At 73.1% G+C, this 25815-nt stretch carries 21 protein-coding genes; 15 read left to right on the top strand and 6 right to left on the bottom strand.

Going from position 1 to position 25815, the window contains the following annotated elements; genetic code table 11:
* Positions 1 to 228 precede the first annotated feature (228 nt).
* The gene (locus CS0771_RS18325) at positions 229 to 2502 is read left to right on the top strand and encodes a bifunctional (p)ppGpp synthetase/guanosine-3',5'-bis(diphosphate) 3'-pyrophosphohydrolase (protein ID WP_244871377.1); all 2274 of its coding nucleotides are present in this window, start codon (positions 229 to 231) and stop codon (positions 2500 to 2502) included.
* A gap of 57 nt (positions 2503 to 2559) precedes the next feature.
* Here CS0771_RS18325 and CS0771_RS18330 read toward each other — a convergent pair whose 3' ends face one another.
* The 3 genes from CS0771_RS18330 to CS0771_RS18340 form a co-directional block, all read right to left on the bottom strand.
* Positions 2560 to 3381: a peptidylprolyl isomerase gene (locus CS0771_RS18330; protein WP_212842121.1), complete on the bottom strand. Its 822-nt coding sequence runs from the start codon at positions 3379 to 3381 to the stop codon at positions 2560 to 2562.
* 105 nt (positions 3382 to 3486) lie between these two features.
* Entirely contained in the window at positions 3487 to 4290 is an 804-nt protein-coding gene (locus tag CS0771_RS18335; RefSeq protein WP_212842122.1) for a peptidylprolyl isomerase, read from the bottom strand.
* 25 nt (positions 4291 to 4315) lie between these two features.
* Positions 4316 to 5323, bottom strand: coding sequence for a peptidylprolyl isomerase (locus CS0771_RS18340; RefSeq protein ID WP_212842123.1), 1008 nt, complete (start codon positions 5321 to 5323; stop codon positions 4316 to 4318).
* Between the two features lie 287 nt (positions 5324 to 5610).
* Here CS0771_RS18340 and CS0771_RS18345 point away from each other — a divergent pair, with 287 nt between their 5' ends.
* From CS0771_RS18345 to CS0771_RS18355, 3 genes are read left to right on the top strand one after another with little or no spacing between them, the layout of a single operon-like run.
* Complete coding sequence (locus CS0771_RS18345; RefSeq protein ID WP_212842124.1) at positions 5611 to 6306, top strand: MBL fold metallo-hydrolase; 696 nt, start codon at positions 5611 to 5613, stop codon at positions 6304 to 6306.
* A 41-nt stretch (positions 6307 to 6347) separates the two neighbouring features.
* Positions 6348 to 7682, top strand: a complete 1335-nt coding sequence (gene hisS / locus CS0771_RS18350; RefSeq protein WP_212842125.1) for a histidine--tRNA ligase — start codon at positions 6348 to 6350, stop codon at positions 7680 to 7682.
* A gap of 54 nt (positions 7683 to 7736) precedes the next feature.
* Complete coding sequence (locus CS0771_RS18355; protein WP_212842126.1) at positions 7737 to 9293, top strand: glycoside hydrolase family 3 protein; 1557 nt, start codon at positions 7737 to 7739, stop codon at positions 9291 to 9293.
* 118 nt (positions 9294 to 9411) lie between these two features.
* On the opposite strand, the gene CS0771_RS18360 is transcribed toward CS0771_RS18355, so the two are convergent.
* Both CS0771_RS18360 and CS0771_RS18365 read right to left on the bottom strand, forming a co-directional pair.
* The gene (locus CS0771_RS18360; RefSeq protein WP_212842127.1) at positions 9412 to 10749 is read right to left on the bottom strand and encodes a HAMP domain-containing sensor histidine kinase; all 1338 of its coding nucleotides are present in this window, start codon (positions 10747 to 10749) and stop codon (positions 9412 to 9414) included.
* Positions 10746 to 11441: a response regulator transcription factor gene (locus CS0771_RS18365; protein ID WP_203751375.1), complete on the bottom strand. Its 696-nt coding sequence runs from the start codon at positions 11439 to 11441 to the stop codon at positions 10746 to 10748. The genes CS0771_RS18360 and CS0771_RS18365 overlap by 4 nt, the downstream gene beginning before the upstream one ends.
* A gap of 59 nt (positions 11442 to 11500) precedes the next feature.
* Here CS0771_RS18365 and CS0771_RS18370 point away from each other — a divergent pair, with 59 nt between their 5' ends.
* From CS0771_RS18370 to CS0771_RS18385, 4 genes are all read left to right on the top strand, one after another.
* A complete protein-coding gene (locus tag CS0771_RS18370) occupies positions 11501 to 12070 on the top strand; it encodes a hypothetical protein (protein ID WP_212842128.1) in 570 nt (189 codons plus the stop codon).
* 201 nt (positions 12071 to 12271) lie between these two features.
* A complete protein-coding gene (aspS, locus tag CS0771_RS18375) occupies positions 12272 to 14065 on the top strand; it encodes an aspartate--tRNA ligase (protein WP_212842129.1) in 1794 nt (597 codons plus the stop codon).
* A complete protein-coding gene (locus CS0771_RS18380) occupies positions 14065 to 14874 on the top strand; it encodes a sugar nucleotide-binding protein (RefSeq protein ID WP_212842130.1) in 810 nt (269 codons plus the stop codon). The genes aspS and CS0771_RS18380 overlap by 1 nt, the downstream gene beginning before the upstream one ends.
* Before the next feature lie 424 nt (positions 14875 to 15298).
* Complete coding sequence (locus tag CS0771_RS18385) at positions 15299 to 16021, top strand: M50 family metallopeptidase (protein ID WP_212842131.1); 723 nt, start codon at positions 15299 to 15301, stop codon at positions 16019 to 16021.
* Here the strand turns inward: CS0771_RS18385 and CS0771_RS18390 are convergent.
* Positions 16016 to 16747, bottom strand: coding sequence for a GNAT family N-acetyltransferase (locus CS0771_RS18390; protein WP_212842132.1), 732 nt, complete (start codon positions 16745 to 16747; stop codon positions 16016 to 16018). The two genes, CS0771_RS18385 and CS0771_RS18390, sit on opposite strands and share 6 nt — an antisense overlap.
* A 76-nt stretch (positions 16748 to 16823) precedes the next feature.
* Here CS0771_RS18390 and CS0771_RS18395 point away from each other — a divergent pair, with 76 nt between their 5' ends.
* From CS0771_RS18395 to mltG, 7 genes are all read left to right on the top strand, one after another.
* Complete coding sequence (locus CS0771_RS18395; protein ID WP_212842133.1) at positions 16824 to 18209, top strand: replication-associated recombination protein A; 1386 nt, start codon at positions 16824 to 16826, stop codon at positions 18207 to 18209.
* A complete protein-coding gene (locus CS0771_RS18400; RefSeq protein ID WP_212842134.1) occupies positions 18206 to 20518 on the top strand; it encodes a hypothetical protein in 2313 nt (770 codons plus the stop codon). Before CS0771_RS18395 ends, CS0771_RS18400 begins: the two co-directional genes overlap by 4 nt.
* Before the next feature lie 81 nt (positions 20519 to 20599).
* The gene (locus tag CS0771_RS18405; RefSeq protein ID WP_212842135.1) at positions 20600 to 21052 is read left to right on the top strand and encodes a DUF948 domain-containing protein; all 453 of its coding nucleotides are present in this window, start codon (positions 20600 to 20602) and stop codon (positions 21050 to 21052) included.
* A 4-nt stretch (positions 21053 to 21056) separates the two neighbouring features.
* On the top strand, positions 21057 to 21374 hold the full coding sequence (locus tag CS0771_RS18410; protein WP_203751353.1) for a hypothetical protein: 318 nt from the start codon (positions 21057 to 21059) through the stop codon (positions 21372 to 21374).
* Positions 21371 to 24049, top strand: a complete 2679-nt coding sequence (alaS, locus tag CS0771_RS18415) for an alanine--tRNA ligase (RefSeq protein WP_212842136.1) — start codon at positions 21371 to 21373, stop codon at positions 24047 to 24049. The genes CS0771_RS18410 and alaS overlap by 4 nt, the downstream gene beginning before the upstream one ends.
* Positions 24050 to 24128: 79 nt before the next feature.
* A complete protein-coding gene (ruvX, locus tag CS0771_RS18420) occupies positions 24129 to 24587 on the top strand; it encodes a Holliday junction resolvase RuvX (protein ID WP_212842137.1) in 459 nt (152 codons plus the stop codon).
* Positions 24584 to 25804 (top strand): endolytic transglycosylase MltG, encoded by a 1221-nt coding sequence (gene mltG / locus CS0771_RS18425; RefSeq protein ID WP_212842138.1) that lies wholly within the window; start codon positions 24584 to 24586, stop codon positions 25802 to 25804. The genes ruvX and mltG overlap by 4 nt, the downstream gene beginning before the upstream one ends.
* The last annotated feature ends 11 nt before the right edge of the window (positions 25805 to 25815 follow it).

Genomic DNA, 25815 nt, shown 5'->3' on the forward strand with positions numbered 1-25815 from the left:
GAGCGGCCGTTGTCTCAGGAATCCGCCCCGAACGTGGCCGTGGCGGAGACGTCGCAGGCCGACACCGGGTCCACCACGGCGAAGGGCACCGCCAAGGACGCCAAGCGCGACGCGGCCGTGCTGCCCTTCCCGGGCCGCGACCAGGCCGGCGCGGAGCCGGACCGGGGTGCTGAGGAGCGCAACACCGCGCCCGAGGTGCGGGCCGCGCCCGGCACCAACCAGCTCGGCATGTTCAGCAGCGTCCCGTCGGGGCGCCGGGTGCGCGCGCGCCTGTCGCGCTTCAACGCGCCCTGGCAGTCGGCCAGCGTCAGCGAGGAGCTGGAGCCGCTGATCGCCGCCCACCGGGCCGCGCACCCCAAGGCCGACATCCGCGTGCTGCAGAAGGCGTACGAGACGGCGCGGCAGTGGCACGAGGGCCAGTTCCGCAAGTCCGGCGACCCGTACATCACGCATCCGCTCGCGGTCGCCAGCATCCTGGCCGACCTCGGCATGGACACCACCACGCTGGTCGCCGCGCTGCTGCACGACACCATCGAGGACACGCCCTACACCCTGGAGCAGGCCAAGACCGACTTCGGCGACGAGGTCGCGCTGCTGGTGGACGGCGTGACCAAGCTGGACAAGGTGAAGCTGGGCGACTCGGCCAAGGCCGAGACGATCCGCAAGATGGTCGTGTCCACCGCCAAGGACCCGCGGGTGCTGGTGGTCAAGCTCGCCGACCGGCTGCACAACATGCGCACCCTCACCTTCCTGCCGCAGGCCAAGCGGGAGCAGAAGGCGCGCGAGACGCTGGAGATCCTGGCCCCGCTGGCGCACCGGCTCGGTATGAACACCGTCAAGTGGGAGCTGGAGGACCTCTCCTTCGCGACGCTGTTCCCCAAGCGCTACAAGGAGATCCAGCGCCTGGTCTCCGATCACACCCCGCAGCGGGACAACCTGCTGCGCCAGGTCACCGAGCGGGTCCAGTCCGACCTGCGCGGCTCGAAGATCAACGCGAAGGTCACCGGCCGGCCCAAGCACCTGTACTCGATCTACCAGAAGATGATCGTGCGGGGCCGGGACTTCAACGAGATCTACGACCTCGTGGGTGTGCGCATCCTGGTGGACACCGTGCGCGACTGCTACGCGGCGCTCGGCGTGATCCACGCGGCCTGGCAACCGGTCCCCGGCCGGTTCAAGGACTACATCGCCATGCCGAAGATGAACTTCTACCAGTCGCTGCACACCACCGTGATCGGCCCCAACGGCAAGCCGGTGGAGATGCAGATCCGCACCCACGCGATGCACGGCACCGCGGAGTACGGCATCGCGGCGCACTGGAAGTACAAGGAGGGCGCCAAGAGCAGCAGCTCGACGGTGGTCAGCCCGTCCAGCCACATCGACGGCATGACCTGGCTGCGGCAGCTGCTGGACTGGCAGCGGGAGACGTCCGACCCGGGCGAGTTCCTCGACGCGCTGCGCCACGACCTGTCCAGCCAGGAGGTCTTCGTCTTCACGCCGAAGGGCGAGGTCATCGCGCTGCCCAACGGCTCGACGCCGGTGGACTTCGCGTACGCGGTGCACACCGAGGTGGGCCACCGCTGCATCGGCGCGCGGGTCAACAGCAAGCTGGTGCCGCTGGAGTCGGTGCTGTCCAACGGCGACGTGATCGAGATCTTCACGTCCAAGTCGGAGAGCGCCGGGCCGACCCAGGACTGGCTGGGCTTCGTCAAGAGCTCACGGGCCCGCACGAAGATCCGGCAGTACTTCAACAAGGAGCGCCGCGACGAGGCCATCGACGCGGGCAAGGACTCCCTGGCCCGCGCCATGCGCCGGCAGGGCCTGCCGCTGCAGCGCCTGCTGACCGCGGGCGGCCTGCTCGCCATCGCCCGTGAGCTGCACCTGAGCGACATCACCTCGCTCTACGCGGCGGTCGGCGAGGGCCAGGTGTCGGCCCAGTCGGTGGTGCAGCGCCTGGTCGCCGGGTACGGCGGCGAGGAAGGCGCGATCGAGGACATCGCCGAGACCACCGTCCCGACCCGGCCCAGCCGGACCCGGGCGCCCGGTCACGATCCCGGTGTCGCGGTCAAGGGCGTGTCCAACGTCTGGATCAAGCTGGCGCGCTGCTGCACGCCGGTGCCCGGCGACCAGGTGTACGGCTTCATGACCCGCTCCGGCGGGATCAGCGTGCACCGCGAGGACTGCGTGAACACGCCGGACCTCAAGGCGCAGCCGGAGCGGCTGGTCGAGGTGACCTGGAAGCCCACCGCGGGCTCGATGTTCCTGGTCGCCATCCAGGTGGAGGCGCTGGACCGGCACAAGCTGCTGGCCGACATCACCCGGGCGCTGTCCGAGGAGCGGGTCAACATCCTGTCCGCGACGGTCACCACGACCCGCGACCGGATCGCGGTCAGCCGGTTCAGCTTCGAGATGGCCGACCCGAAGCACCTGGGCCACCTGCTCAACGCCGTGCGCGGCGTGGAGGGCGTCATGGACGCCTACCGCGTCACCTCCGGCGCCTGACCCGAAAGACGTGAAAGGGCCCGTCCACGTACGCCGTGGACGGGCCCTTTCACGTGGTCAGGGTGTGACGGTCAGGCCGCTGACGACGACCGGGGTCTTCGGCGTGCCGTCGCCGGCAGCCGCGCCGGCCTGGTCGACGGCACCGGCCGCGCCGATCGCCTGGACGACGTCCAGACCCGCGGTCACCTTGCCCAGCACGGTGTACGCGGGGTCGATCGGGGTGTCGCCCCAGACGATGAAGAACTGGCTGCCGGTGGTCTCCGGCGCCTGCGTCTTGGCCATCGCGAGGGTGCCCGCCGGGTAGGGCGGGGCGGTGTGGGTCGGCAGGTTCTCCTCGGCGAACCGGTAGGCCGGGCCGCCCATGCCGGTCCCGCTCGGATCGCCGCACTGCAGCACCTTGATGCCCTCGGTCACCAGGCGGTGGCACTTGGTGCCGTCGAAGTAGCCCTTGCCGGCCAGGTAGGTCAGGCTGGCCACGGCGCAGGGGGCCTTGTCGGCGTACAGCTCGAACGTGACGGTGCCCTGGCCGAGGCGCAGCGTCGCCCGCGGCGTGCCCGTGGCCGGGACCTCGGACGGCGGCCGGCCGACGTCCTTGACGTGCGGATTGCCATCGCTGTCGGGCAGCCAGCGGCACTGCGCGGTGCCCGCCTGCGGCTGCGCGGCGCCCACCGACGGCCGCCCGGCGGGCGGTGCCCCGGCCGGCTCCTCGACACCGGACCCGGCCCGGATGACCAGGAAGACGACGGCGAGCAGGACGCAGACCAGCACCGCCGCGATGGCGGCGAGCACGGCGGCGATGAGCCACCCACTGGTGCCCTTGGCCTGCGGGGCGGGGGAGGACTGCGGGGCCGGTTCGGGGGTCCAGGGCGGGGTGGTCACGGCGGCTCCTGTGGTGTGGGGTGACCCGCAGCGTAGCGCTCATGGGCATGGATACGACGAGGGCGGGGCCTTGGCGGCCCCGCCCTCGTGGTGTTCAGCGTCCGGTCAGCTCGCGGCCGGGGTCAGGGTCAGCGAGGTGATGGTGACGGGCGTCTTGGGCGCGACCTTGTCGGCCGCGTTGCCGTCCTTGGCCACCTTCTCCACGATGTCCAGGCCCTTGGTGATCTTGCCGAGCACCGTGTAGGACGAGTCGAGCTGGCTCTCGCCGTACACGATGAAGAACTGGCTGCCGGTGGTGCCGGGCTGCTGCTGCTTGGCCATGGCGATCGTGCCGGCCGGGTAGGCCTGCAGCGGGTCGGTCACGTTGGGCAGGTTCTCCTCGGCCATCTTGTACGTCGGGCCGCCCGCGCCGGTGGCGGACGGGTCGCCGCACTGCAGCACCTTGATGCCCTCGGTCACCAGGCGGTGGCACTTGGTGTTGTCGAAGAACTTCTTGCCGGCCAGGAACGTCATGCTGGCCGCGGTGCACGGCGCCTTGGCCGTGTTGACCGTCGCCTCGATCGGGCCGAGGTTGGTGTTGATCGTCATGGTCTGGGTGCCCTTGGCGATCGCCTCGGTCGGCGGGGTGCCGACCTCCTTGAGGTTCGGGTTGGCCTTCGGGTCGTCCGGGGTCCAGGTGCACACGACACCTTCGGGCGCGGGCTGGCCGGCCGCCGTGGTGGTCTCGTCGTCGCCGCCCATGGCGGTGACCAGCCAGAACGCGCCACCGGCGACGAGCAGCAGCGCGAGCGCGGCGCCGATGACGGCGCTGCGCTGCTTGCGCTTGCGGGCCTCTTCCAGCCGCTCGCCCATCTGGCGCTCGAGCCGCGCGCGGGCCGCAGCGCGCTGGCGCTGGATCGTGGAACTCACGGGTCTGTCCTCCTGCTACTGCTGATCAACTCGCGGCCGAAGCCGACGCCGAGGGCTGGGCGGCCGGGGCGGAAGCCGACGGCTTGGGGGCCGGGGCGGAAGCCGACGGCTTGGGAGCGGTGGCCGAACCGGACGGCGCCGGGGCCGGGGCCGACGGGGTGGCCGGGGTGCTGTTGTCGACCACGGTGAGGGTCTTGACGACGACGTCCTGCTTCGGCTTGACGTCCGCGCCGGCCTCGTTGGCGGTGGTGCCGGCCGCGGCGATCTTCTTGACCACGTCGAGGCCGGAGGTCACCTTGCCCACGATGGAGTAGTTCGTGGCGGTGGTGGAGTCCTGGTAGAAGATCACGAACTGGCTGCCGCTGATGTTGGGCAGCATCGCCACGGTGCCCGCGGGGTAGCGCACCGCGGCCGGATTCGCGCTGGCGGCCGGGGTGGCCGCGGCGCTCGCGCCCGCGGCGGCGGTCGCCGAGGCGGCGGCGGACGGCTCGGTCGAGGGCGCCTCGGCCGGGGCGTTCTCGTTCCACCACGAGTAGGCGGCGCCACCGGTGCCGGTGCCCGACGGGTCGCCGCAGGCCAGCGCGAAGCTGCCGTCGGCGTGGGTCAGCTCGTGGCACTTGGTGTCGTTGTAGAAGCCGCTGTCGGCCAGGTACTTCAGGCTGGCCGCGCCGCACGGGGCGTTGGTGCGGTCGAGCTCGGCCACGACGTTGCCGGTCCCGAAGGCGACGGTCATCGCGGAGGTGCCCGACTCCGGCATGCCGGTGGCGGCGGGCTTGCCCACGTCCTTGAGGTTCGCGTTGGCCGCCGTGTCCAGCGGGTTCCAGGGGCACGTCTCGGCCACCGTCTCCGCGGGCTTCTCGTCGAACGCGCCGAGCGTCCACGCGCCGACCAGGCCGACGAGGGCGAGCGCGAGCAGGCCGCCGAAGACGGCCTTGAGCTGGCGCGAACGGCGCTCCTGGTCGGCCCGGCGGGCCAACTGCCGGTCGACCTTGGCGCGGGCCAGCTTGCGCTGTCGGGTATTGCTGGAAGCCACCCGAGCTCCTCCTGTCACCGTTGACCGCAGCGAAGCATGTCCGCTGTGTCACCTTTATCACGTTAAGGGGTGTGTGTCGCATCACGCGCCGTCGCCGACCGGGGTCCGGGCGTGCGCGTGGGGCGCGCCACACGTCCGAGCGAGTGTACGGGTAAACGCTGAGAAACACGTATGCCCGTCTGCGTTCTGTGATGGATGATCGCCACAGGCGCGCGCCGTGCCGTGGACCGCGGCGGTCCGGCCGCGCACTAGGCTGGGCGCTGGAGTCTGCGGAGAGGGGTTTTGTCGTGCTTGTGGTGGGCTTTCCGGCGCAGGCGTTCGGGACCAACTGCTACGTGGTCGCGACCGCTCCCGGCGAGCAGTGCGTGGTGATCGATCCGGGCATCGGGGTGCTGGACCAGCTCGACGCGGTCCTCGCCGAGCACCGGCTGCACCCGGCCGCGGTCATGCTCAGCCACGGGCACCTGGACCACACCTTCTCCGTCGCGCCGGTCTGCGGCGCGCGCGGCATCACCGCCTGGATCCACCCCGCCGACCGCGAGCTGCTGGCCGACCCGGCCAAGGCGCTGTCGGTCGACCTGAGCGCGATGTTCGGCGGGCGGCTGCCGTACACCGAGCCCGACGACGTCGCGGAGCTGACCGACGGCGCGGTGCTGGCGCTGGCCGGGCTGGAGATCACGGTCGACCATGCGCCGGGCCATACCGGCGGGTCGGTGATGTTCCGGATGCCGGGCGCGGAGGGCGAGCCGCTGTGCTTCTCGGGCGACGTGCTCTTCCGCGACAGCATCGGGCGCACCGACCTGCCGGGCGGCAGCATGGCGCGCATGACCGAGAGCCTGCGCGACAAGGTGCTGACCCTGGCCGACGAGACCGTCGTGCTGCCCGGCCACGGGCCCACGACCACCATCGGCCGCGAGCGCGCGCGCAACCCGTTCCTGCAGGACCTGCAGGCGGTGGCCGACGCGCCGCGCCGCGGCCTGTGACCGCAGACCTTTCTTCTTTCTTCACCTGAGGTGACTTCTTCATGAGCAAGCCCACGCCGCTGTCCGGCTTCCCGGAGTGGCTGCCCGCGCAGCGCATCGTCGAGCAGCGCTTCCTCGACCGCATCCGCCGCACCTTCGAGCTGTACGGCTTCGCGTCGCTGGAGACGCGCGCCGTCGAGCCCCTCGACCAGCTGCTGCGCAAGGGCGAGACCTCCAAGGAGGTGTACGTGCTGCGCCGGCTGCAGGCCGACGCGAACGACGCCTCCGACGCGAGCCTCGGCCTGCACTTCGACCTGACCGTGCCGTTCGCCCGCTTCGTGCTGGAGAACGCCGGCAAGCTGCACTTCCCGTTCCGGCGCTACCAGATCCAGAAGGTGTGGCGGGGCGAGCGGCCCCAGGTGGGCCGCTACCGCGAGTTCCTCCAGGCCGACATCGACATCGTGGACCGGGACACGCTGCCCGCGCACTACGAGGCCGAGCTGCCGCTGGTGATCGGCGACGCGCTGGCCGGGCTGCCACTGCCCAAGCCGACGATCCTGGTCAACAACCGCAAGCTGCTGCAGGGCTTCTACCAGGGCCTGGACCTGGTGGATCCGGAGGCCGTGATGCGGGTGGTGGACAAGCTCGACAAGATCGGCCCGGCCGGGGTCACCGCCGAGCTGGCGCCGCTCGGCGTCACCGAGTCGGCCGCGAAGCTGGTGCTCGCGCTGGCCGAGATCTCCTCGGCGGACGCCTCCTTCGTCGACGACGTGCGCAAGCTCGGGGTCGCCGATCCGCTGCTGGACGAGGGCCTGGCCGAGCTGGCCACGGTCGTCGAGGCGGCGGCGGAGCACTCGCCGGGGCTGTGCCGGGCCGAGCTGAAGATCGCGCGGGGGCTGGACTACTACACCGGCACCGTGTACGAGATGCAGCTGGCCGGGCTGGAGCGCTTCGGCTCGTTCTGCTCCGGCGGCCGGTATGACAACCTGGCGAGCTCGGGCAACGACCGCTTCCCCGGGGTCGGCCTGTCCATCGGCGTCAGCCGGCTGCTGGGCGTGCTGTTCGGCGAGAACGCGCTCACCGCGAGCCGCTCGGTGCCGACGGTCGTGCTGGTGGCGGTGACCAACGAGGAGGAGCGGCGGGGCAGCGACCGCATCGCCGCGCAGCTGCGCGCCCGGGGCGTCGCGACGGAGGTGTCGCCCAGCGCGGCCAAGTTCGGCAAGCAGATCAAGTACGCCGACCGGCGCGGCATCCCGTACGTCTGGTTCCCGGGCGCGGAGGGCGCCGCCGACACGGTCAAGGACATCCGTTCGGGCGAACAGATCGAGGCGTCGGCCGGAAACTGGACTCCTCCGGAGGTTGATCTCATCCCGGTGGTGGAGGGGACTTTTAATTAGGAAACTTAAGTAATAGTGTGTGGCTCTCGACTCTGAAACGGGGGCCGTACCCGCATGACCACGACAGACCACCGCACGTCCCCGGCGCTGGCCACCACCACCGCGCCGGGACAGCGGCCCCACCTGCACGATCGTGGTCTGCTCCGGCTGGCCGACGCGGTGCTCCAGCCCGGCTTCGTCGGCACCACGCCGCCGGACTGGCTGCGCCGCCGGCTCGCCGACGGCCTCGGCGGCGTGGTGCTGTTCGCCCGTAACATCGTCGACCCCGAGCAGGTCACCGCGCTGACCGCGGCGCTGGCGGCGGACAACCCGGACGTGATCATCGCCGTCGACGAGGAGTCCGGCGACGTCACCCGGCTCGACTTCGAGCACGGCAGCCGCCGCCCCGGCAACCACGCCCTCGGCGCCGTCGACGACCCCGCGCTCACCGAGGCCGTCGCCGCCGACATCGGCGCGCAGCTCGCCGCCGCCGGGATCACCCTCGACTACGCGCCCGCCGCCGACGTCAACAACAACCCGGCCAACCCGGTCATCGGCGTACGCTCCTTCGGCGCCGACCCGGCCCTGGTGTCCCGGCACACCGCCGCCTGGGTGCGCGGCCTGCAGTCGGCCGGCGTGGCCGCCTGCGCCAAGCACTTCCCCGGCCACGGCGACACCGGCGTCGACTCCCACCACGGCCTGCCCGTCATTGAGGCCGACGCGGATCGCCTGGACGGCATCGAGCTGCCGCCGTTCACCGCCGCGATCGACGCCGGGGTGCGCGCCATGATGACCGCGCACCTGCTGGTGCCCGCCCTCGACCCCGAGCGCCCCGCCACCATGAGCCGCTCGGTCCTGATCGAGCTGCTGCGCGGCCGCCTCGGCTTCAAGGGCCTCGTCGTCACCGACGGCATCGAGATGGCCTCGGTGTCCCAGCGCTACGGCCTCGGCGGCGCGGCGGCGCTGGCCATCGCGGGCGGCGCCGACGCCATCTGCGTGGGCGGCGAGACCGCCGACGAGAACGCCGTCGAGCTGCTGCGCACCAGCATCGTCGACGCCGTGGTCAGCGGCGAGCTGCCCGAGGAGCGGCTGGCCGAGGCGGCCTCCCGGGTCGCCGCGTTCGCCGCCGAGAGCGCCGCCCTGCGCAGCGCCCGCGCCGCGGCCGCCGACCGCTGGCACGCGGCCGGACGGCCCGAGGTGGGTCTGGCGGCCGCCCGCCGCGCGCTGACCGTGACCGGCGCGGACCGGCTGCCGCTGCGCGGCCCCGCGCACGTCGTCGAGTTCAGCACCGTCACCAACCTCGCCATCGAGGCGCGTACGCCGTGGGGCGTCGGCGCGCCGCTGCAGGAGCTGCGCCCCGACACCACGGTGGTCCGGCTCGACGAGCGCGCGGTCCTCGCCGACGTGCTCGCCGGCGCCGAGGGCCGCATCCCGGTCCTGGTCTGCCGCGACCCGCACCGCCACCCGTGGCTGGCCCAGCTGCTGGCGGCCGTCGTCGCCGCCCGCCCCGAGTCGGTCGTCGTCGAGATGGGCGTCCGCCACGGCGAGCCCCTCGGCGCGGTCCACCTCGCCACGTACGGCGCCGCCACGGTCTGCGGCCGCGCCGCCGCCGAAGCCCTCACCGGCGCCTGACCCCCACCGCCCTCACCGCCCCGCGCCGCCCGCCAAGATCACGTTGATCTTGCGTGAACTGTTAGGGGTATGACCGCTTTATGCGTGTCATACCCACAGTTCGTGCAAGATCGGCGGGTCAGGTGGCGCGGCCGCGGCGGAAGCGGAGGGCGGGGATGGGGGCGGGGAGGTCCTCGGTGGGGGAGGCGGGGAGGGGGCTGAGGGTTACGGTGATGCGGGCGCCGCCCAGGTCGCCGCGGTCTACCGCTACGTCGCCGCCGGCCTGGCGGGCCAGTTGGCAGACGATGTCGAGGCCCAGGCCGGTGGAGCCGCCGCCGCTGACGCCGCGGCGCAGGGCCGCGTCGGGGTCGGGGATGCCGGGGCCGGCGTCCTCGACCACCATCGCCTGCGAGGTCACCGTGACGCGGAAGCCGGTGCCGTGCGGCGTGTGCCGGAAGATGTTGCCGATCAGCGCGTCCACCGCGCCGATGGCGTCGGTGCGGGGCACCGGCAGCCACACGGGGGTGTCCCCGGCGACGACCTGCCAGGGGCGGCCGTGGTCCTCGGCGAGCACGGCCCAGAAGGCGAGCCGGTCGGCGACGACGTCGACCAGGTCGGTCTCCTCCGCGGCGCGTTCGGCGGCGGTGCGGCGGGCGCCGGCGATGATGGCGTCGATCTCGGCGTCGAGCGCCTCCACGGCCTGGCGCATGCGGTCGGCGGCGGGTCCCGGCGGCAGCGCGTCGCAGTCCAGCCGCAGCGCGGTCAGCGGGGTGCGCAGCCGGTGCGACAGGTCGGCGGCGCGTTCGCGCTCGGCGTCGATGACGGAGTTGAGCCGGTCGGCCATGCTGTTGAACGCCTCGCCGACCTCGACCAGGTCGGGCGGCCCGGCGGGGATGACCCGCACGGTGAGGTCGCCGGAGCCGACCGCCTTGGAGGCGCGGGCGAGCTGCCGGGTGGCCCCGACGACGCGCCAGCCGAGCCGGTCGGCCAGTCCCACCGACACCGCCACCAGCAGCGCGGCCAGCGCGCCCATGGACCACCAGGCGGTGGCCACGCCGCGGGACAGGTCGGACTCGGGCACGTACACCTCGACGACCGCGCTGCGGCCGCCGTCGAGCGCGGCGGGCTGCAGGTAGACCAGCCCGTCGTCGGCGGGGGCGGTGAGCGAGCCGCCCCGGTTGGCGGTCAGCGCGACGTCGTCGGCGGCGGCCCGGGGCGTGCCCAGCGTGACGCCCTCGGGCAGGTACACCGCCAGCCGCTGGCGGGGCCCGTCGGCGGTGGCGGCCATGGCCCGGCTCAGCACCACCGGGTCGGTGGACACGGCCAGCGCGGTGACCACGGCCGCGGCCTGCTGCCGGGCGTCGAGCAGCGCCCTGTCCTCGGCGATCTGCCGGGTGACCAGTGCCAGCGGCACTAGGAAGGCCAGCGCCACCATCGAGGTGACGGCCAGCGCGCCGCGGGCGAGGGTCGCCCTCACGACGGCGGCACCAGCATCACGCCGACGCCCCGGATGGTACGCAGCATGCGCGGCTGCGCCGCGGTCTCGCCGAGCTTGCGGCGCAGCCAGGACAGGTGCACGTCGAGGGTCTGGTCGGCGCCGACGAACGGCTGCTGCCACACCTCGGTGAACAGCTCCCGCCGGGTCACCACGCGGCCCACCCGGGCGGCGAGGTAGGCCAGCACGTCGTACTCCTTGCGGGTCAGGGTGAGCGGGGTGCCGTGCAGGGTGACCAGCCGGGTGCTCTCGTCCAGGCGCAGCGGTCCGATCTCGACGACGGTGTCGGGCGTCTCGCTGTGCGGGCGGCTGCGCCGCAGCACGGCCGCCACCCGGGCGGTCACGTGCGCGGCCGAGAACGGCTTGGTCATGTAGTCGTCGGCGCCCGAGTTCAGCAGGCGGATGGCGTCGTGCTCGCCGCGGCGGGCGGTGGCCACGATGACCGGCACGTCGCTGACCGCGCGCATCATGCGCAGCGCGTCGGCACCGTCCAGATCGGGCAGACCCAGGTCGAGGATGACCAGGTCGGGGCGTTCGCTGCGTTCGCTGGTCAGTGAGCGCAGTCCCTGCAGCGCGGTGCCGACGGTCTGCACGGCGTAGCCGGCGACGGTCAGCGCGTTGCCGAGGGCGTCGCGAATGGCGGGGTCGTCCTCCACGACGAGTACGAGGGGCATGGCTGGCACCGTATCGGAAGCTGTTAGATAGCGGGATGGGTTCGGGGTGGCCGGTTACGGTGAGGTCGGCGGCGTACGTCTGCGGCTGGGCCGCGGTGACGGCGCTGTCGGCGTCGATCGTGTGGGTCGGCCTGCGCCCGGTGCTGGCCGCGGCCGTGCCGGAGCCGGTGCCGCTGCGGATCGAGGCGCTGACCGCGTCGCCGAGCCCGGTGGCCGCTCCGTCGCGGCCGGTGCCCTCGGTCTCGCCCGTGCCGTCGCCGACCGGGGCGTCCTCGCCGGTGCGCTCGCCCGCCGGGGTGCGGACCTCGCCGTCCGGCAAGCCCGCACCGAAGCCTTCCCAGGTCGCTCCGCAGCAGACCGTCGACGGCTGGCAGGTGTTCACCGAGTCCGACGGATCCCGGTCCTACCTGCGCAGCTTCCCGACCGAGGGCGGCACGGCGGTGATCCGGATCGCCCACGAGCACGTCTACCTGGTGTCGGCCACGCCGCGCGGCGACTACCTGGTCGCCACCTCCCAGCCGGGGCCGGACCGGGTGGTGGTCCAGTTCCACAACAGCGCTCGGCAGATCATCGTCGACGCGATCTGGTGGGAGCAGCGGCCGTACGCCGAGGTGACGGTGGTGGAGTGACGCCCGCTGGGTCCATGTGAACGAGCCTCGCGGCCGGGGCCGCCGGGGCGAAGCCCGCTAAGGGCTTCTTCGGCGCCGCTTCAGGCTGATTTGAGGTTGGCCGCGCTCGCGGCAGGCCGGACCCGGGCACGTGCGAGAATGACCAATGGCGCCGCGACCGAAGTCAGGGCGGCGCGTATACGCAGTCCGAGGAGAGACATCGTGATCCGTACCCACACCGCTGGCAGTCTGCGTGCCGAGCACGCCGGCCAGAGCGTCACCCTCGCCGGCTGGGTGGCCCGGCGACGTGATCACGGCGGGGTGACCTTCATCGACCTGCGCGACGCCTCCGGCATCGTGCAGATCGTCTTCCGTGACGAGGCCGAGGCGCACGCCCTGCGCAACGAGTACTGCGTCAAGGTCACCGGCACCGTCGGGCGCCGCCCGGCCGGTAACGAGAACCCGGAGCTGCCCACCGGCGAGATCGAGGTGACGGTCACCGACCTGGTCGTGCTGAGCGAGGCCGCGCCGCTGCCGTTCCCGATCGACGAGCACGTCACCGTCGGCGAGGAGGCGCGCCTGCGCCACCGCTACCTGGACCTGCGCCGGGCCAACCAGGCCAAGGCGATCCGGCTGCGCTCGCGGGCCAACGCCATCGCCCGCGAGGTGCTGGGCGCCCGCGACTTCCTGGAGATCGAGACCCCGACGCTGACCCGGTCCACGCCCGAGGGCGCGCGCGACTTCCTGGTGCCGGTCCGCCTGCAGCCCGGCGCCTGGTACGCGCTGCCGCAGTCCCCGCAGCTGTTCAAGCAGCTGCTGATGGTCGCGGGTATGGAGCGCTACTACCAGATCGCCCGCTGCTACCGCGACGAGGACTTCCGGGCCGACCGGCAGCCGGAGTTCACCCAGCTCGACATCGAGATGTCGTTCGTGACCCAGGACGACGTGATCGAGCTCGGCGAGGCCATCGTCGGCGCGCTGTGGCGCGAGCTGGCGGACTACGAGATCCCCAATCCCATTCCGCGCATCACCTACCACGACGCGATGAACCGCTACGGCTCCGACAAGCCCGACCTGCGCTACGCGGTCGAGCTGACCGAGCTGACCAGCTACTTCCAGGGCACCGAGTTCCGGGTGTTCCAGGCCGAGTACGTGGGCGCCGTGGTCATGCCCGGCGGCGCGTCGCAGACCCGCAAGGAGCTGGACGGCTGGCAGGACTGGGCCAAGGCGCGCGGCGCCCGCGGCCTGGCCTACGTGGTGCTCGACGCGGAGACCGGCGAGGCCCGCGGCCCCGTCGCCAAGAACCTGTCCGAGGCGCACCTGGCCGGGCTGGCCGACGCGGTCGGCGCCAAGCCGGGCGACGCGGTGTTCTTCGCCGCCGGCACCCGCCGCCACGCGCAGGAGCTGCTCGGCGCGGCCCGCATCGAGATCGCCAAGCGGGCGGGCCTGATCGACGAGTCGGCCTGGGCGTTCTGCTGGGTCGTGGACGCGCCCATGTTCGAGCCGGTCGACATCCCCGGCGAGGGCGTCGTCGAGGGTGCCTGGACCGCGGTGCACCACCCGTTCACCTCGCCCAACGAGGACTGGATCGACAACTTCGAGTCCGCGCCGGACCGGGCGCTGGCGTACGCGTACGACATCGTCTGCAACGGCAACGAGATCGGCGGCGGCTCGATCCGTATCCACCGCGGTGACGTGCAGAAGCGGGTCTTCACCCTGCTCGGCATCACCGACGAGGAGGCCAAGGACAAGTTCGGCTTCCTGCTCGACGCCTTCCAGTACGGCCCGCCGCCGCACGGCGGCATCGCGCTGGGCTGGGACCGGGTCTGCATGCTGCTGGCCGGGGTGGACTCGATCCGCGACGTCATCGCGTTCCCGAAGTCGGGCGGCGGCTTCGACCCGCTGACCGGCGCGCCCACCCCGATCACCAGCCAGCAGCGGCTGGAGGCGGGCGTGGACGCCAAGCCGAAGGCGCCCGGCGAGGACGCCGCCAAGGCGAAGGCGGCCGCGAAGTAATGCGCCTGCTGGTCACCGGGGGATCGGGGTACACCGGTGGCCGCCTGGTCCGCCTCGCCCGCGCGGCGGGGCACGACGTGATCGGCACCAGCCACTCCGCTCAGGCGGAAGGGCTGGTGCCGCTCGACGTCCGGGACCGGGCGGCGGTGGACCTCTTGCTGGACGAGCTACGGCCGGACGCGGTGGTGAGCACCGCGTACGTGCAGTCCGACTGGACGGTCACCGCGCTCGGCTCGGCCTATGTCGCCGCGGCCGCGGCCCGCACCGGCGCCCGGCTGGTGCACGTGTCCTCTGACGCGATCTTCAAGGGCCGGCCCGCGCCCTACACCGAGGACGACCTGCCGGAGCCGGTCTACCCGTACGGCGCCGCCAAGGCGGCCGCGGAGACGGCGGTGATCGCCACGCACCCGGACGCGGCGATCGCGCGTACCTCGCTGATCATCGGTGACGACGGCTCCAAGCAGCACCAGCTCGCGCTGGACCTGGCCGCCGGGCGCGCGGACGGGGTGCTGTTCACCGACCACATCCGGCAGCCGATCGCGGTCGACGACCTCGCCGCGGCGCTGCTGGAGCTGGCCGAGGGCGACTTCCGGGGCGTGCTCAACGTGGCCGGGCCGGAGGCGCTCAGCCGCCACGAGCTGGGCGTACGCGTCGCCGCACAGCACGGCATCCCGGCCGAGCGGGTGCCCGGCGGCTCGGCGATCGAGCGCGGCGTCATCTCGCCCACCGAGGTCCGCCTCGACGTCTCGCTGGCCGCCACGGTCCTCAAGACCCGCCTGCGCGGAGCCACCGAGGTCCTCTCCCGCTGACCGCCAAGCTTGAAGATCGGCGTCTCGTGTCGAAACCTGTGGCTGGACCGCACTTTCTGACACCAGATCGCGATCTTCCCTTCCTGGCCGCGGGCGCCACCGTCTGCCGACCCCGTGATGATCGGCGTCTCGTGTCCAGAAGTGCGGCTGGACCGCAGATCTTGACACGAGACGCCGATCTTCACCGTGGGCGAACCGCGGGCCGCCCCGTGACCAGCGGCGGGGGCCGCCGCTCACCGGCCCCGCCGGCTTCTGGCCGAACCCGGGTCCGGCCCCGCAGTTTCGGGGAAACCGCAGCCTCGGCAACGCGCGAGCGTGCAGTTTCCCCGAAACTGAGCCCGGTGCCGTGCGGTGGGCCGGGTGGGGGCGGGGGGCGGCCGGGTGGGGGACGTGGGGTGGCGGGTGGCGCGGGTAGGGTGCGCGCATGTCGTTCCCCCTCGGTGACATTCTTGCTGCGCAGGCGCAGCCTCCGGCCGGTGTGGTGGCCGGGGCGGCGCTGATCGCGCTGGCGCTGGTCATGGTCCACCGGGTATGGCGGGTGGTGCGCAACGCGATCACCATCGCGCACGAGGGCGGGCACGCGGCCGCCGCCGTGCTCACCGGGCGGCGGCTGCGCGGCATCCGGCTGCACTCCGACACGTCCGGTTTGACGATCATGAAGGGCAAGCCCACCGGCCTCGGCATGATCATCACGCTGCTGGCGGGCTACCTGACGCCGTCGCTGGTGGGACTCGGCGGCGTCGTGCTGCTGGACCGGGGGCACATCCGGCTGCTGCTGTGGATCTGCCTGCTGCTCCTGGTCGCGATGCTGGTGATGATCCGCAACTTCTACGGGCTGCTGCTCGTCATCGCCACCGGCGCGGCCGTGTTCGCCGTGTCCTGGTACGCCACCGCGCCCTGGCAGGCGCTGTTCGCGTACACCGGCGTGTGGTTCCTGCTGATCGGCGGGGTGCGCCCGGTGGTGGAGGTGCAGCTGCACCGGCGGCGGGGCAGCGGCCTGCGCTCCGACCCCGATCAGCTCGCCGGGATCACGCCGCTGCCCGGCGGCTTCTGGGTCTTCTTCTTCCTGCTCTGCACCGCGGGCTCCGTGCTGGCCGCCGCGGTCCTGCTGGACCTGGTGCCTGCTACGGCGCTGCCCTGGTCATGACGGCAGGCGCACCGTGCTGCGGGCCATCGTCTCGGTGTAGCCGAGCCGCTGGTAGAGGCGGATCGCGCCGGTGTTGTCCGACATCACACCCAGCGAGCTGATCCCGAACTCGGCCACCAGCCGGCGGGTCACCGCCGTGGTGAGCGCGGCGCCGTGACCCCGGCCCTGCGCGCCGGTGGCGACGGCGATGCCGGCCAGGAAGCCCACGCCGTTGCCGCTGCGGTCGCCCGCCACGGCCACGATGCGGCCCGCCTCGCGGATGCCGTACCACTGCCGCACGCGCGGGTCGCCGGGGCGGCTGGTGCTGTCGGGCAGCGCGCCGTCGAGCACCGCCGCGATGCCGTCGTGATCGTCCGGGCCGAGCGCCTCGACCGCCTGCTCGCCCGGGTGGGCGGCGGGCGGGACGGTGGTCCACAGGAAGTCCCAGTCGTCGTGCAACTCCGGGCGCAGCGCGGCGGTGACGTCCCGGCCCGCCCGGGGCAGGTGCAGCCACACCCCGCCGTCGAGCAGGTCCGCGGCGGCGAGCCGGGCGAACAGCGCGACGGCGGCCGCCGCCTCGCCGAGCGACGCGGCGACCGGGCCCACCGGCCCGTGCGAGGTCCAGACCAGCGCGCCATCCTGGGCGTACGCCCGCACCCGGTCCCCGGCGGTGAGCCGCGCGTACGGGTGCTGCCCGGCCTCCGCCAGCAGGTCGTCGCGTCCGGTGAGGTCAGGGGTGAGCGGCATGGCGTCACCTTACCGCCCGGGGCACCGCGAAGATCGCCTGCGGCGTGCGTCGGCCGCTCCAGGTATCGTCTGCGGGATGCAGACCGACGGCCTCTTCTCCCTGGAGCCCGCGCCGGCCGATCGTGCCGCGGGTTCGCCCGGGTTCGAGACGCCGTCGGTGGACGCTCCGCTGGCCGTCCGGATGCGCCCCGCCGACCTCGACGAGCTGGTCGGCCAGGGTCACCTGCTCGCGCCCGGCGCCCCGCTGCGCCGCCTGGTCGCGGGCGGCGCGCCCATGTCGGTGATCCTGTGGGGGCCGCCCGGCTGCGGCAAGACCACCGTCGCCCATCTCGTGGCCGACGCCGACGACCGGCACTTCGTGGCCATGTCGGCGCTGACCGCCGGGGTGAAGGAGGTGCGCGAGGTGATCGACACCGCCCGCCGCCGCCGTCGCGCGGGCGGGGCGCCCACCGTGCTCTTCATCGACGAGGTGCACCGCTTCACCAAGACGCAGCAGGACTCGCTGCTGGCGGCCGTCGAGGACCGCACGGTGACGCTGCTCGCGGCCACCACGGAGAACCCGTACTTCTCGATCATCTCGCCGCTGCTGTCGCGCTGCGTGCTGCTCACCCTCAAGCCGCTGGACGACGACGCGGTGCGCACCCTGGTGCGCCGCGCGCTGACCGACGAGCGCGGCCTGGGCGGCTCCGTGACGCTCGGCGCCGAGGCCGAGGACCACCTGGTCCGGCTGGCCGGGGGTGACGTACGCAAGGCGCTGACCGCGCTGGAGGCGGCGGCGGGTTCGGCGCTGGCCGTGCACGAGGGCGACGGCGTGCCCGAGATCGACGTGGCCACCGCCGAGCGCGCGGTGGACACCGCGGCGCTGCGCTACGACCGGGCCGGTGACGCCCACTACGACGTGATCAGCGCGTTCATCAAGAGCATGCGCGGCTCGGACGTGGACGCCGCGCTGCACTACCTGGCCCGGATGCTGGTAGCCGGGGAGGACCCGCGCTTCATCGCGCGCCGCCTGATCATCTTCGCCAGCGAGGACGTCGGCATGGCCGATCCGGGCGCGCTGACCGCCGCCACCAACGCGTCGTACGCCGTGCAGCACGTCGGCCTGCCCGAGGCGCAGCTGAACCTGGCCCAGGCCGTGGTGCACTGCGCGACCGCGCCGAAGTCGAACGCGGTCACCACCGCCATCGGCGCGGCGATCGCCGACGTGCGGGCGGGCAAGGCCGGGTCGGTGCCCAAGCACCTGCGCGACGCCCACTACGCCGGGGCGCGGGGGCTGGGCCACGGCGCGGGCTACCGCTACCCGCACGACGATTCCCGAGGTGTGGTGCCTCAGCAGTACCCACCGGACGATCTCGTGGGCGTGGACTACTACCGTCCCACAGGGCACGGCAACGAGCGGCACATCGCCGAGCGGCTGCCCAAGCTGCGTACCGTCATCCGTAGCAAGGAGAGCTCATCATGAGTCGGGCTGATGCGACCGACGGCCGGGGTCGCAAGAAGGGCCGCACCGGCGGCGAGGCCGAGGAGGTCTCCCAGGAGGAGACCGGCTGGCTCGACGATCTGCGCAGCGCGAAGCAGTCCCGCGACCAGTTCGACGACGCCGACTTCACCGACGGTGGCAGCAGCCGCTGGAACAAGCTGAGCGCGCTGAACGACGACGCCAAGCCCGCGCGGCCCGGTGCCGCCCGGGACGCCGAGCCGCCCACTCGCCGCCGGGCCGGCGAGGAGCCCGCGGGCCGCCGCGCTGCCGAGGAGCCGCCGGGTCGCCGTGCCGCTGAGGAGCCCGCGGGTCGCCGCCGGGCCGACGACGAGCCGACCGGCGGGTTCCGCCCGGACGACACGGCGGGTCGCCGCCGGGCTGAGGAGCCGCCCGCTGGGCGTCGCCGGGCCGACGACGAGCCGACGGGCGGGTTCCGGCTGGACGACACGGCGGGCCGCCGCCGGGCGGCCGAGGAGCCCGCGGGCCGTCGCGCTGCCGAGGAGCCGCCGGGTCGCCGTGCCGCTGAGGAGCCCGCGGGCCGCCGCCGGGCCGACGACGAGCCGACCGGCGGGTTCCGCCCGGACGACACGGCGGGTCGCCGCCGGGCTGAGGAGCCGCCCGCTGGGCGTCGCCGGGCCGACGACGAGCCGACGGGCGGGTTCCGGCTGGACGACACGGCGGGCCGCCGCCGGGCGGCCGAGGAGCCCGCGGGCCGTCGCGCTGCCGAGGAGCCGCCGGGTCGCCGTGCCGCTGAGGAGCCCGCGGGCCGCCGCCGGGCCGACGACGAGCCGACCGGCGGCTTCCGCGCGGACGACACGGCAGGTCGCCGCCGCGCCGCTGAGGAGCCCGCCGGGCGCCGCCGCGCGGAGGATGATCCCGCCGCTCGCCGTCGCGCCGAGGAGCCGCCCGCGGTCCGGCGTGACCCGCGCGAGCCCGAGGACCCGCGCCGGGGCCGCCCCGAGCCGCCGCCGGTGCCGGTCATGGAGCCGCCCGCCGGGCGGGGTGCCGTGCCGCCGGGCCGCAAACCCGGTGGCGAGCCGCCGGTGGTCCGCCGCCGTGAACTCGACCCGCCGCGCGGCCCGGGTGACGTGCCGCGCAGCGGCAACGCCCCGGGCGTGGACGGCATGCGCGGGCGTGGCCCGGCTGCACCGGCCGGAATGCCGGCCGCACCCGCCGGGATGCCCGGCTCGCCCGCGGTGCGCCCGCCGGCCCGCCCGGAAGCGCAGCGTGGCGGCTTCCCGGCCGCCCCGCCGAACCGGGGCGGGGTGCCCATCCCGCCCGCCGGGCCGCCGCACGGCGGCCCCGGACCGGTGCCGCCCGGCCCGAACGCGGGACCGGGTGGCCTCGGCCCCAACACCGGCCCCGGCGGCCCCGGAGCAGGCCCGCTGGGCCCGAACGCGGGTCCCGGGCTCAAGCCCGGCGGGCCGGCCGGTCCCGGCGCGGGCCCGGACGGCCGCCGTGGCGAGCGCCCGCCGGGCCGTCCCGAGCCGGGCCGGGAGCCGATCGCGGTCCGCCCGCCCGACCCGAACGCGGTCGTGCCGCCGCCGGGGGAGCGCGGCGGCCGGGCCGGCTTCGCCGGTGGCATGGACGCGATCCGCGGCGCGCGCTCGGAGGTCCGCAAGCAGCTGCGCGAGCAGCAGCGGCTGCGCATGTGGACGCTGATCGCGCTGGTCGTGCTGGTGGTCGGCGCGCTGCCGTTCTGGTTCGTGCTGCGTGCGGCGACCCGGGACCCGGTGCTGACCACGCTGGACGCGCTCGACGTGCCGTCGTGGGCGGTGGTGTCGGGCAAGACCCAGGACAACATCTCCGGCAGCCGCTGGTGCCTGATGGAGTGCCGCTACCGCGAGCGGTCCATGGAGTCCGAGCGCGAGCCGAAGGAGACGGCGCAGGCGTTCCAGCAGGCGCTGACCAGCGCGGGCTGGGTGCGCTGGGACGTGCCGAGCTGCGCGCTGACCAGCGGCGGCGACGGGGAGTACTCCTGCTGGCGGCGCGACGAGTTCACGCTGGATCTGTGGGTCCGTCCGATCACCACGCCCGAGTGCAACCCGCTGCTGCGCAACCGGCCCACGGTCGGCCCGACCGAGGAGCCGGCCGCCGACCCGTCGCCGTCCCCCGCCGAGGCGGGGGCCGCGGACGACAAGTGCAAGGGCTCCGCGGTGACGATCAAGGTGCTGAACACGGTCGCCGACGAGCGGCTGCAGCACACCGGCGAGCCCGGCCCTGGTGAGGGCGGTACGGGCGACGAGGAGGTCACTCTGGAGAGTCCTGCCCCGACACCGTCGGCGAGCTGAGGCATAGCTGCTGCGAGCGCCGCCGGGGCGGGCGGTAGGGTCTGCACGTTGGGACAAAGTACGACGTGCGGAGGGCTTGGCATGTCTGGAGGCGAGATCGCGGCGCTGATCGCGGCGGGTGCGTTCGCGATGCTGGTGCTGGTGCTGGCGGTGCCGATCCTGAAGCTGCGGCACACGGTGGACGCCGCGACGGTGACGTTGCGGCAGGTCAGCCAGCACACGGGGCCGCTCCTGGACAAGGTCAACATCACCGTCGACAACGTCAATGATGCGCTCGGCCAGGCGCAGGTCACCCTGGACGGGGTGAACGTGCAGCTGGCCAAGGTCGACGTGATGACGCAGCACCTCGCGCACACCACGGCCAACGTGTCGAACCTGGTGAGCGTGGTCAGCGCGACCGCGGCCAGCCCGCTGGTCAAGGCGGCGGCGTTCACCTACGGCGTCCGGCGCGCCACTGCGGCCCGCAAGGAGGCCGATGAGGCAAAGTCGGTGCGTGACGAGCTCAAGGCGCGCAAGCGCACCCGGCGGGGCTGAGACCATGATCCGCAGACTGCTCTGGCTGGGCGTCGGCATCGGTATCGGCGTGGTGGTGGTCCGGGTGATCACCAAGCAGGCGCGCAAGCTCACCCCGGCCGGGCTGGCCGGGACCGCGCAGGAATCCATTGGTCACGCCGCGGGCTCTATGCGTAGTTTTGTGGATGACGTGCGCGACTTCACGGCCGAGCGGGAGGACGAGCTCCACGCCGCTTTCGAGGACGGCGTCTCGCTCGAACCAGTCGACCTGCCGTGGGCGCACGGGGTGGGCGGCAAGTTCTATCAGTTCAAGCAGCAGCAGGAAGGTGAGCAGCAGCGATGAGGACCGCGGAAGTCAAGCGACGGTTCCTGGCGCACTTCGAGGCGAACGGGCACGCCGTGGTCCCGAGCGCTCCACTGCCGGCCATCGACGATCCGAACCTGCTGTTCGTCAACGCCGGCATGGTGCAGTTCGTGCCCTACTTCCTGGGCCAGCAGACCCCGCCGTTCCGGCGCGCGGTCAGCGTGCAGAAGTGCATCCGCACCCCGGACATCGACGAGGTCGGCAAGACCTCGCGGCACGGCACGTTCTTCCAGATGAACGGCAACTTCTCGTTCGGCGACTACTTCAAGGAGGAGGCGATCCGCCTCTCCTGGGACCTGGTCACCCGGTCCGTCGCCGACGGCGGCTACGGCATCGACCCGGACAAGATCTGGGCGACGGTGTACCTGGACGACGACGAGGCGATCTCGTACTGGCGGGCCGTCGGCATGCCCGCGGAGCGTATCGTGCGCCGCGGCAAGGCGGACAACTTCTGGTCGATGGGCATCCCCGGCCCGTGCGGCCCGTGCTCGGAGATCTACGTGGACCGCGGCCCGGCGTACGGCCGGGAGGGCGGCCCGGAGGTCGACGAGGACCGCTACATGGAGATCTGGAACAACGTCTTCATGCAGTACGAGCGCGGTCCGGGCTCGGACAAGGAGAACTACCCGATCCTGGGCGAGCTGCCGGCCAAGAACATCGACACCGGCATGGGCCTGGAGCGCATGGCGTCGATCATGCAGGGCGTCGACAACCTCTACGAGATCGACGAGGTCCGCCCGCTGATCGACAAGGCGTGCGAGCTGACCGGCAAGCGCTACAACGTCGGCCACACCACGACCGCGGCCGAGTCGCACCCGGACGACGTGCGGCTGCGCGTCGTCGCCGACCACGTGCGCACCTCGCTGATGCTGATCAGCGACGGGGTGACCCCGTCCAACGAGGGCCGCGGCTACGTGCTGCGCCGCATCATGCGGCGGGCGATCCGGGCGGTCCGGCTGCTCGGCTTCGAGGGCCCGGCGCTGCCGGAGCTGCTGCCGGTGGCGCGCGACTGCATGTCGCCGTCGTACCCGGAGCTGGCCACCGACTTCGGCCGCATCTCGCAGTACGCGTACCAGGAGGAGGAGACGTTCCGGGCGACGCTGCGCGCGGGCACCACGATCCTCGACCTGGCGGTCGCCGACACGAAGCAGTCGGGCGGGCTGGAGCTGGCCGGTGACAAGGCGTTCCAGCTGCACGACACCTACGGCTTCCCGATCGACCTGACCCTGGAGATCGCGGCCGAGCAGGGCCTGTCCGTGGACACCGACGGGTTCAAGCGGCTGATGGCCGAGCAGCGCAAGCGGGCCAAGGCGGACGCGCAGGCGCGCAAGACCGGCCACGCCGACCTGTCGGCGTACCGGGGCGCGCTGGACGCGGGCGGCGCGGTGGAGTTCACCGGCTACGCCGAGGTGGCGCGCGAGTCGAAGGTGCGCGCGCTGGTCGGCGGCGAGGGCCTGATCAAGTCGGCGGGCGAGGGCGAGCTGGTCGAGCTGGTGCTCGACGCGACGCCGTTCTACGCCGAGGGCGGCGGCCAGCTGCCCGACCTGGGCATCATCACGGTCGGCGGCGGGCGCGTCGAGGTCCTCGACGTGCAGCAGCCGCTGCCGGGTCTGATCGTGCACAAGGCGCGGGTGGTGGAGGGCGAGGTCCGCTCCGGCGAGACCGGCTACGCGCAGATCGACGTGGAGCGGCGCCGGGCGATCTCCCGCGCGCACACCGCGACCCACCTGGTGCACCAGACCATGCGCAACTTCCTCGGCGAGTCGGCGACCCAGGCGGGCTCGCTGAACGCGCCCGGCCGGCTGCGGTTCGACTTCAACACGCCCGGCGCGGTGCCGGCCAGCGTGCTGCACGACGTCGAGCAGCAGGTCAACGAGGTGCTGATGGGCGACCTGGAGGTGCGCGCGTTCGTCACCTCGCAGGCCGAGGCCAAGCGGCTGGGCGCGATGGCGCTGTTCGGCGAGAAGTACGGCGAGTTCGTGCGGGTCGTCGAGGTCGGCGACTACGCGCGTGAGCTGTGCGGCGGCACCCACGCGGCCCGCTCGGGCCAGCTGGGCCTGGTGAAGATCCTGTCCGAGGCGTCCATCGGCTCCGGCGTGCGCCGGGTCGACGCGCTGGTCGGCATGGACGCGTTCCGGCACCTGGCCAAGGAGCACCTGCTGGTGTCCCGCCTGGCCGAGCTGTACCGGGTGCCGCGCGAGGAGGTCGGCGACCGGGTCGAGCAGACCGTGGCGTCGCTGCGCGACGCGGAGCGCGAGCTGGAGAAGATGCGCGCGCAGCTGGTGCTCGGCGGGGCCGCGGCGCTGGCCGAGGGCGCGCTGGACCTGGGCGGCGTGGCGTACGTCGGCACCGAGGCGCCGGAGGGCGCGGCGGTCAACGACGTGCGCACCCTGGCGCAGGAGGTGCGCGGCCGGTTCCCGGCCGACCGCCCCGCGGTGGTCGCGGTGTCCGCGCGGGCCAACGGCAAGGCGTCGCTGATCGTCGCGGTGAACGAGGCGGCGAAGGCCCGCGGCCTGTCCGCGCAGGAACTGGTCAAGGGCGCGCTGTCGGGCCGGGGTGGCGGCAACGCCGACCTGGCGCAGGGCGGCGGCGTCCCGGCCGACCAGGCGCAGCAGCTGCTGGGCGCGGTCCAGCACGCGGTGCAGGCACGCTGAACGTAGAAGAGATCGAAGCTCCCGCCACGCTGCTCCGGCAGCAGGGCGGGAGCTTCGCTCATGTGGAGGGGGAGTAGCGATGGGCTGGACGCGCGGGGTGCGGCTGGGTGTGGACGTGGGCACCGTGCGGATCGGAGTGTCGGTCTGCGATCCGGACGGGATCCTGGCCACTCCGCTGGTGACGGTGGCTCGCCAGGCCAAAGCGGATGAATCTGACATACCAGCTGATATGTTGGAGATCGCGCGCCTGGTGGCCGACCATGGCACGGTGGAGGTGGTGGTGGGCCTGCCGCTCAACCTCGCCGGGGTGGAGGGGCCGGCCGCCAAGCACGCGCGGGCATACGCCGACAAGCTGGCCGCACTGATCGCGCCGGTGCCGGTGATGCTCGCGGACGAGAGGATGTCCACCGTCGCGGCGACCCGCAGACTGTCCGATCGCGGAGTCAAGGGCAAGCGGCAGCGCGCCGTGGTCGACCAGGCGGCGGCGGTGGAGATCCTGCAGGGATGGCTCGACGCGCAGCGAAGGCGAGCAGGATGATCGACGAACTGGACCGCGCTTTCGACGACCACGACGACGGCGACCCCCGGCGGCAACCGCCGGGGCAGGCGGCGAGGCGGCGACGGCGGTTCGGTTGGTTCCGCTCGGTGCTGGCGATGTGCCTGGCGGTGGTGCTGCTGGGCGTGCTCGGCTTCGGCGCCTACCTGGCCTACGACAAGGTGGCGGGTGCGCTGGGCACGCCGGACTGGGAGACGTCGGCCGACGGCACGCCGGTCCAGGTGGAGATCAAGGCGGGGGACACCCAGGCCGCCATCGCGAAGACTCTCAAGATCGCCGGGGTCGTGGCCAGCGAGAAGGCGTTCGTCGAGGCCGGTCAGCGCAACCCGGACGCGCTGCAGATCCAGCCCGGCTACTACAAGCTGCGCACCCATCTGAGCGCGGACGACGCGGTGCTCATGCTGCTCGACGGCCGCAACCGCATCGTGAACGGGATCACCATCCCGGAGGGGTTGAGCTCGTTCCGGGTGTACCGGCTGCTGTCGGCCAAGACCGGCATCCCGGAGGCCGACTTCAAGGCCGCCGCCAAGGATCCGGCCGCGCTGGGCGTGCCGGACTGGTGGTTCAACCGCAGCGACGAGAAGAAGGTCGCGCCGACGATCGAGGGCTTCCTCTTCCCGGACACGTACGAGTTCCCGCCGAACGCCGACGCCGACACGGTGCTGCGAACCATGGTCAACCGCTTCCTGACCGTCACCGGCAGCATGAACTTCGCCGAGACGGTGCAGGCGGAGCTGGGCGGCATCGCCCCCTACGAGGCGCTGATCGTGGGCTCGCTGGCCCAGGCCGAGGCGGGCAACGCCGACGACTTCGGCAAGGTCGCGCGGGTGGCCTACAACCGGGTCTACAAGCGCACACCGGACCTGACCTGCGCCTGCTTCCAGTTCGACGTGACCGTCAACTACTCGCGCGAGCTGGCCGGCAAGGACCCGAAGCCGTCCAGCGGCCTGAGTCACGACGAGCTGACCGATCCGAAGAACCCCTACAACCGCAACGCCGAGGGCATGATCCCCACGCCGATCAACAACCCGGGCAAGGCCGCGCTGGAGGGGGCCATGAAGCCGCCGAAGGGCGACTGGTACTACTTCGTCGCGATCGACGAGGAGGGCCACTCGGCCTTCTCGGAGGACTTCGAGCAGTTCTGCAAGGACAACGAGACGGCCGTGAAGAACAAGGTCCTCAAGCAGAGCTCCTGCTGAGCCCGCCGGTC

The sequence above is a fragment of the Catellatospora sp. IY07-71 genome, assembly GCF_018326265.1.
Taxonomy (GTDB): Bacteria; Actinomycetota; Actinomycetes; order Mycobacteriales; family Micromonosporaceae; genus Catellatospora.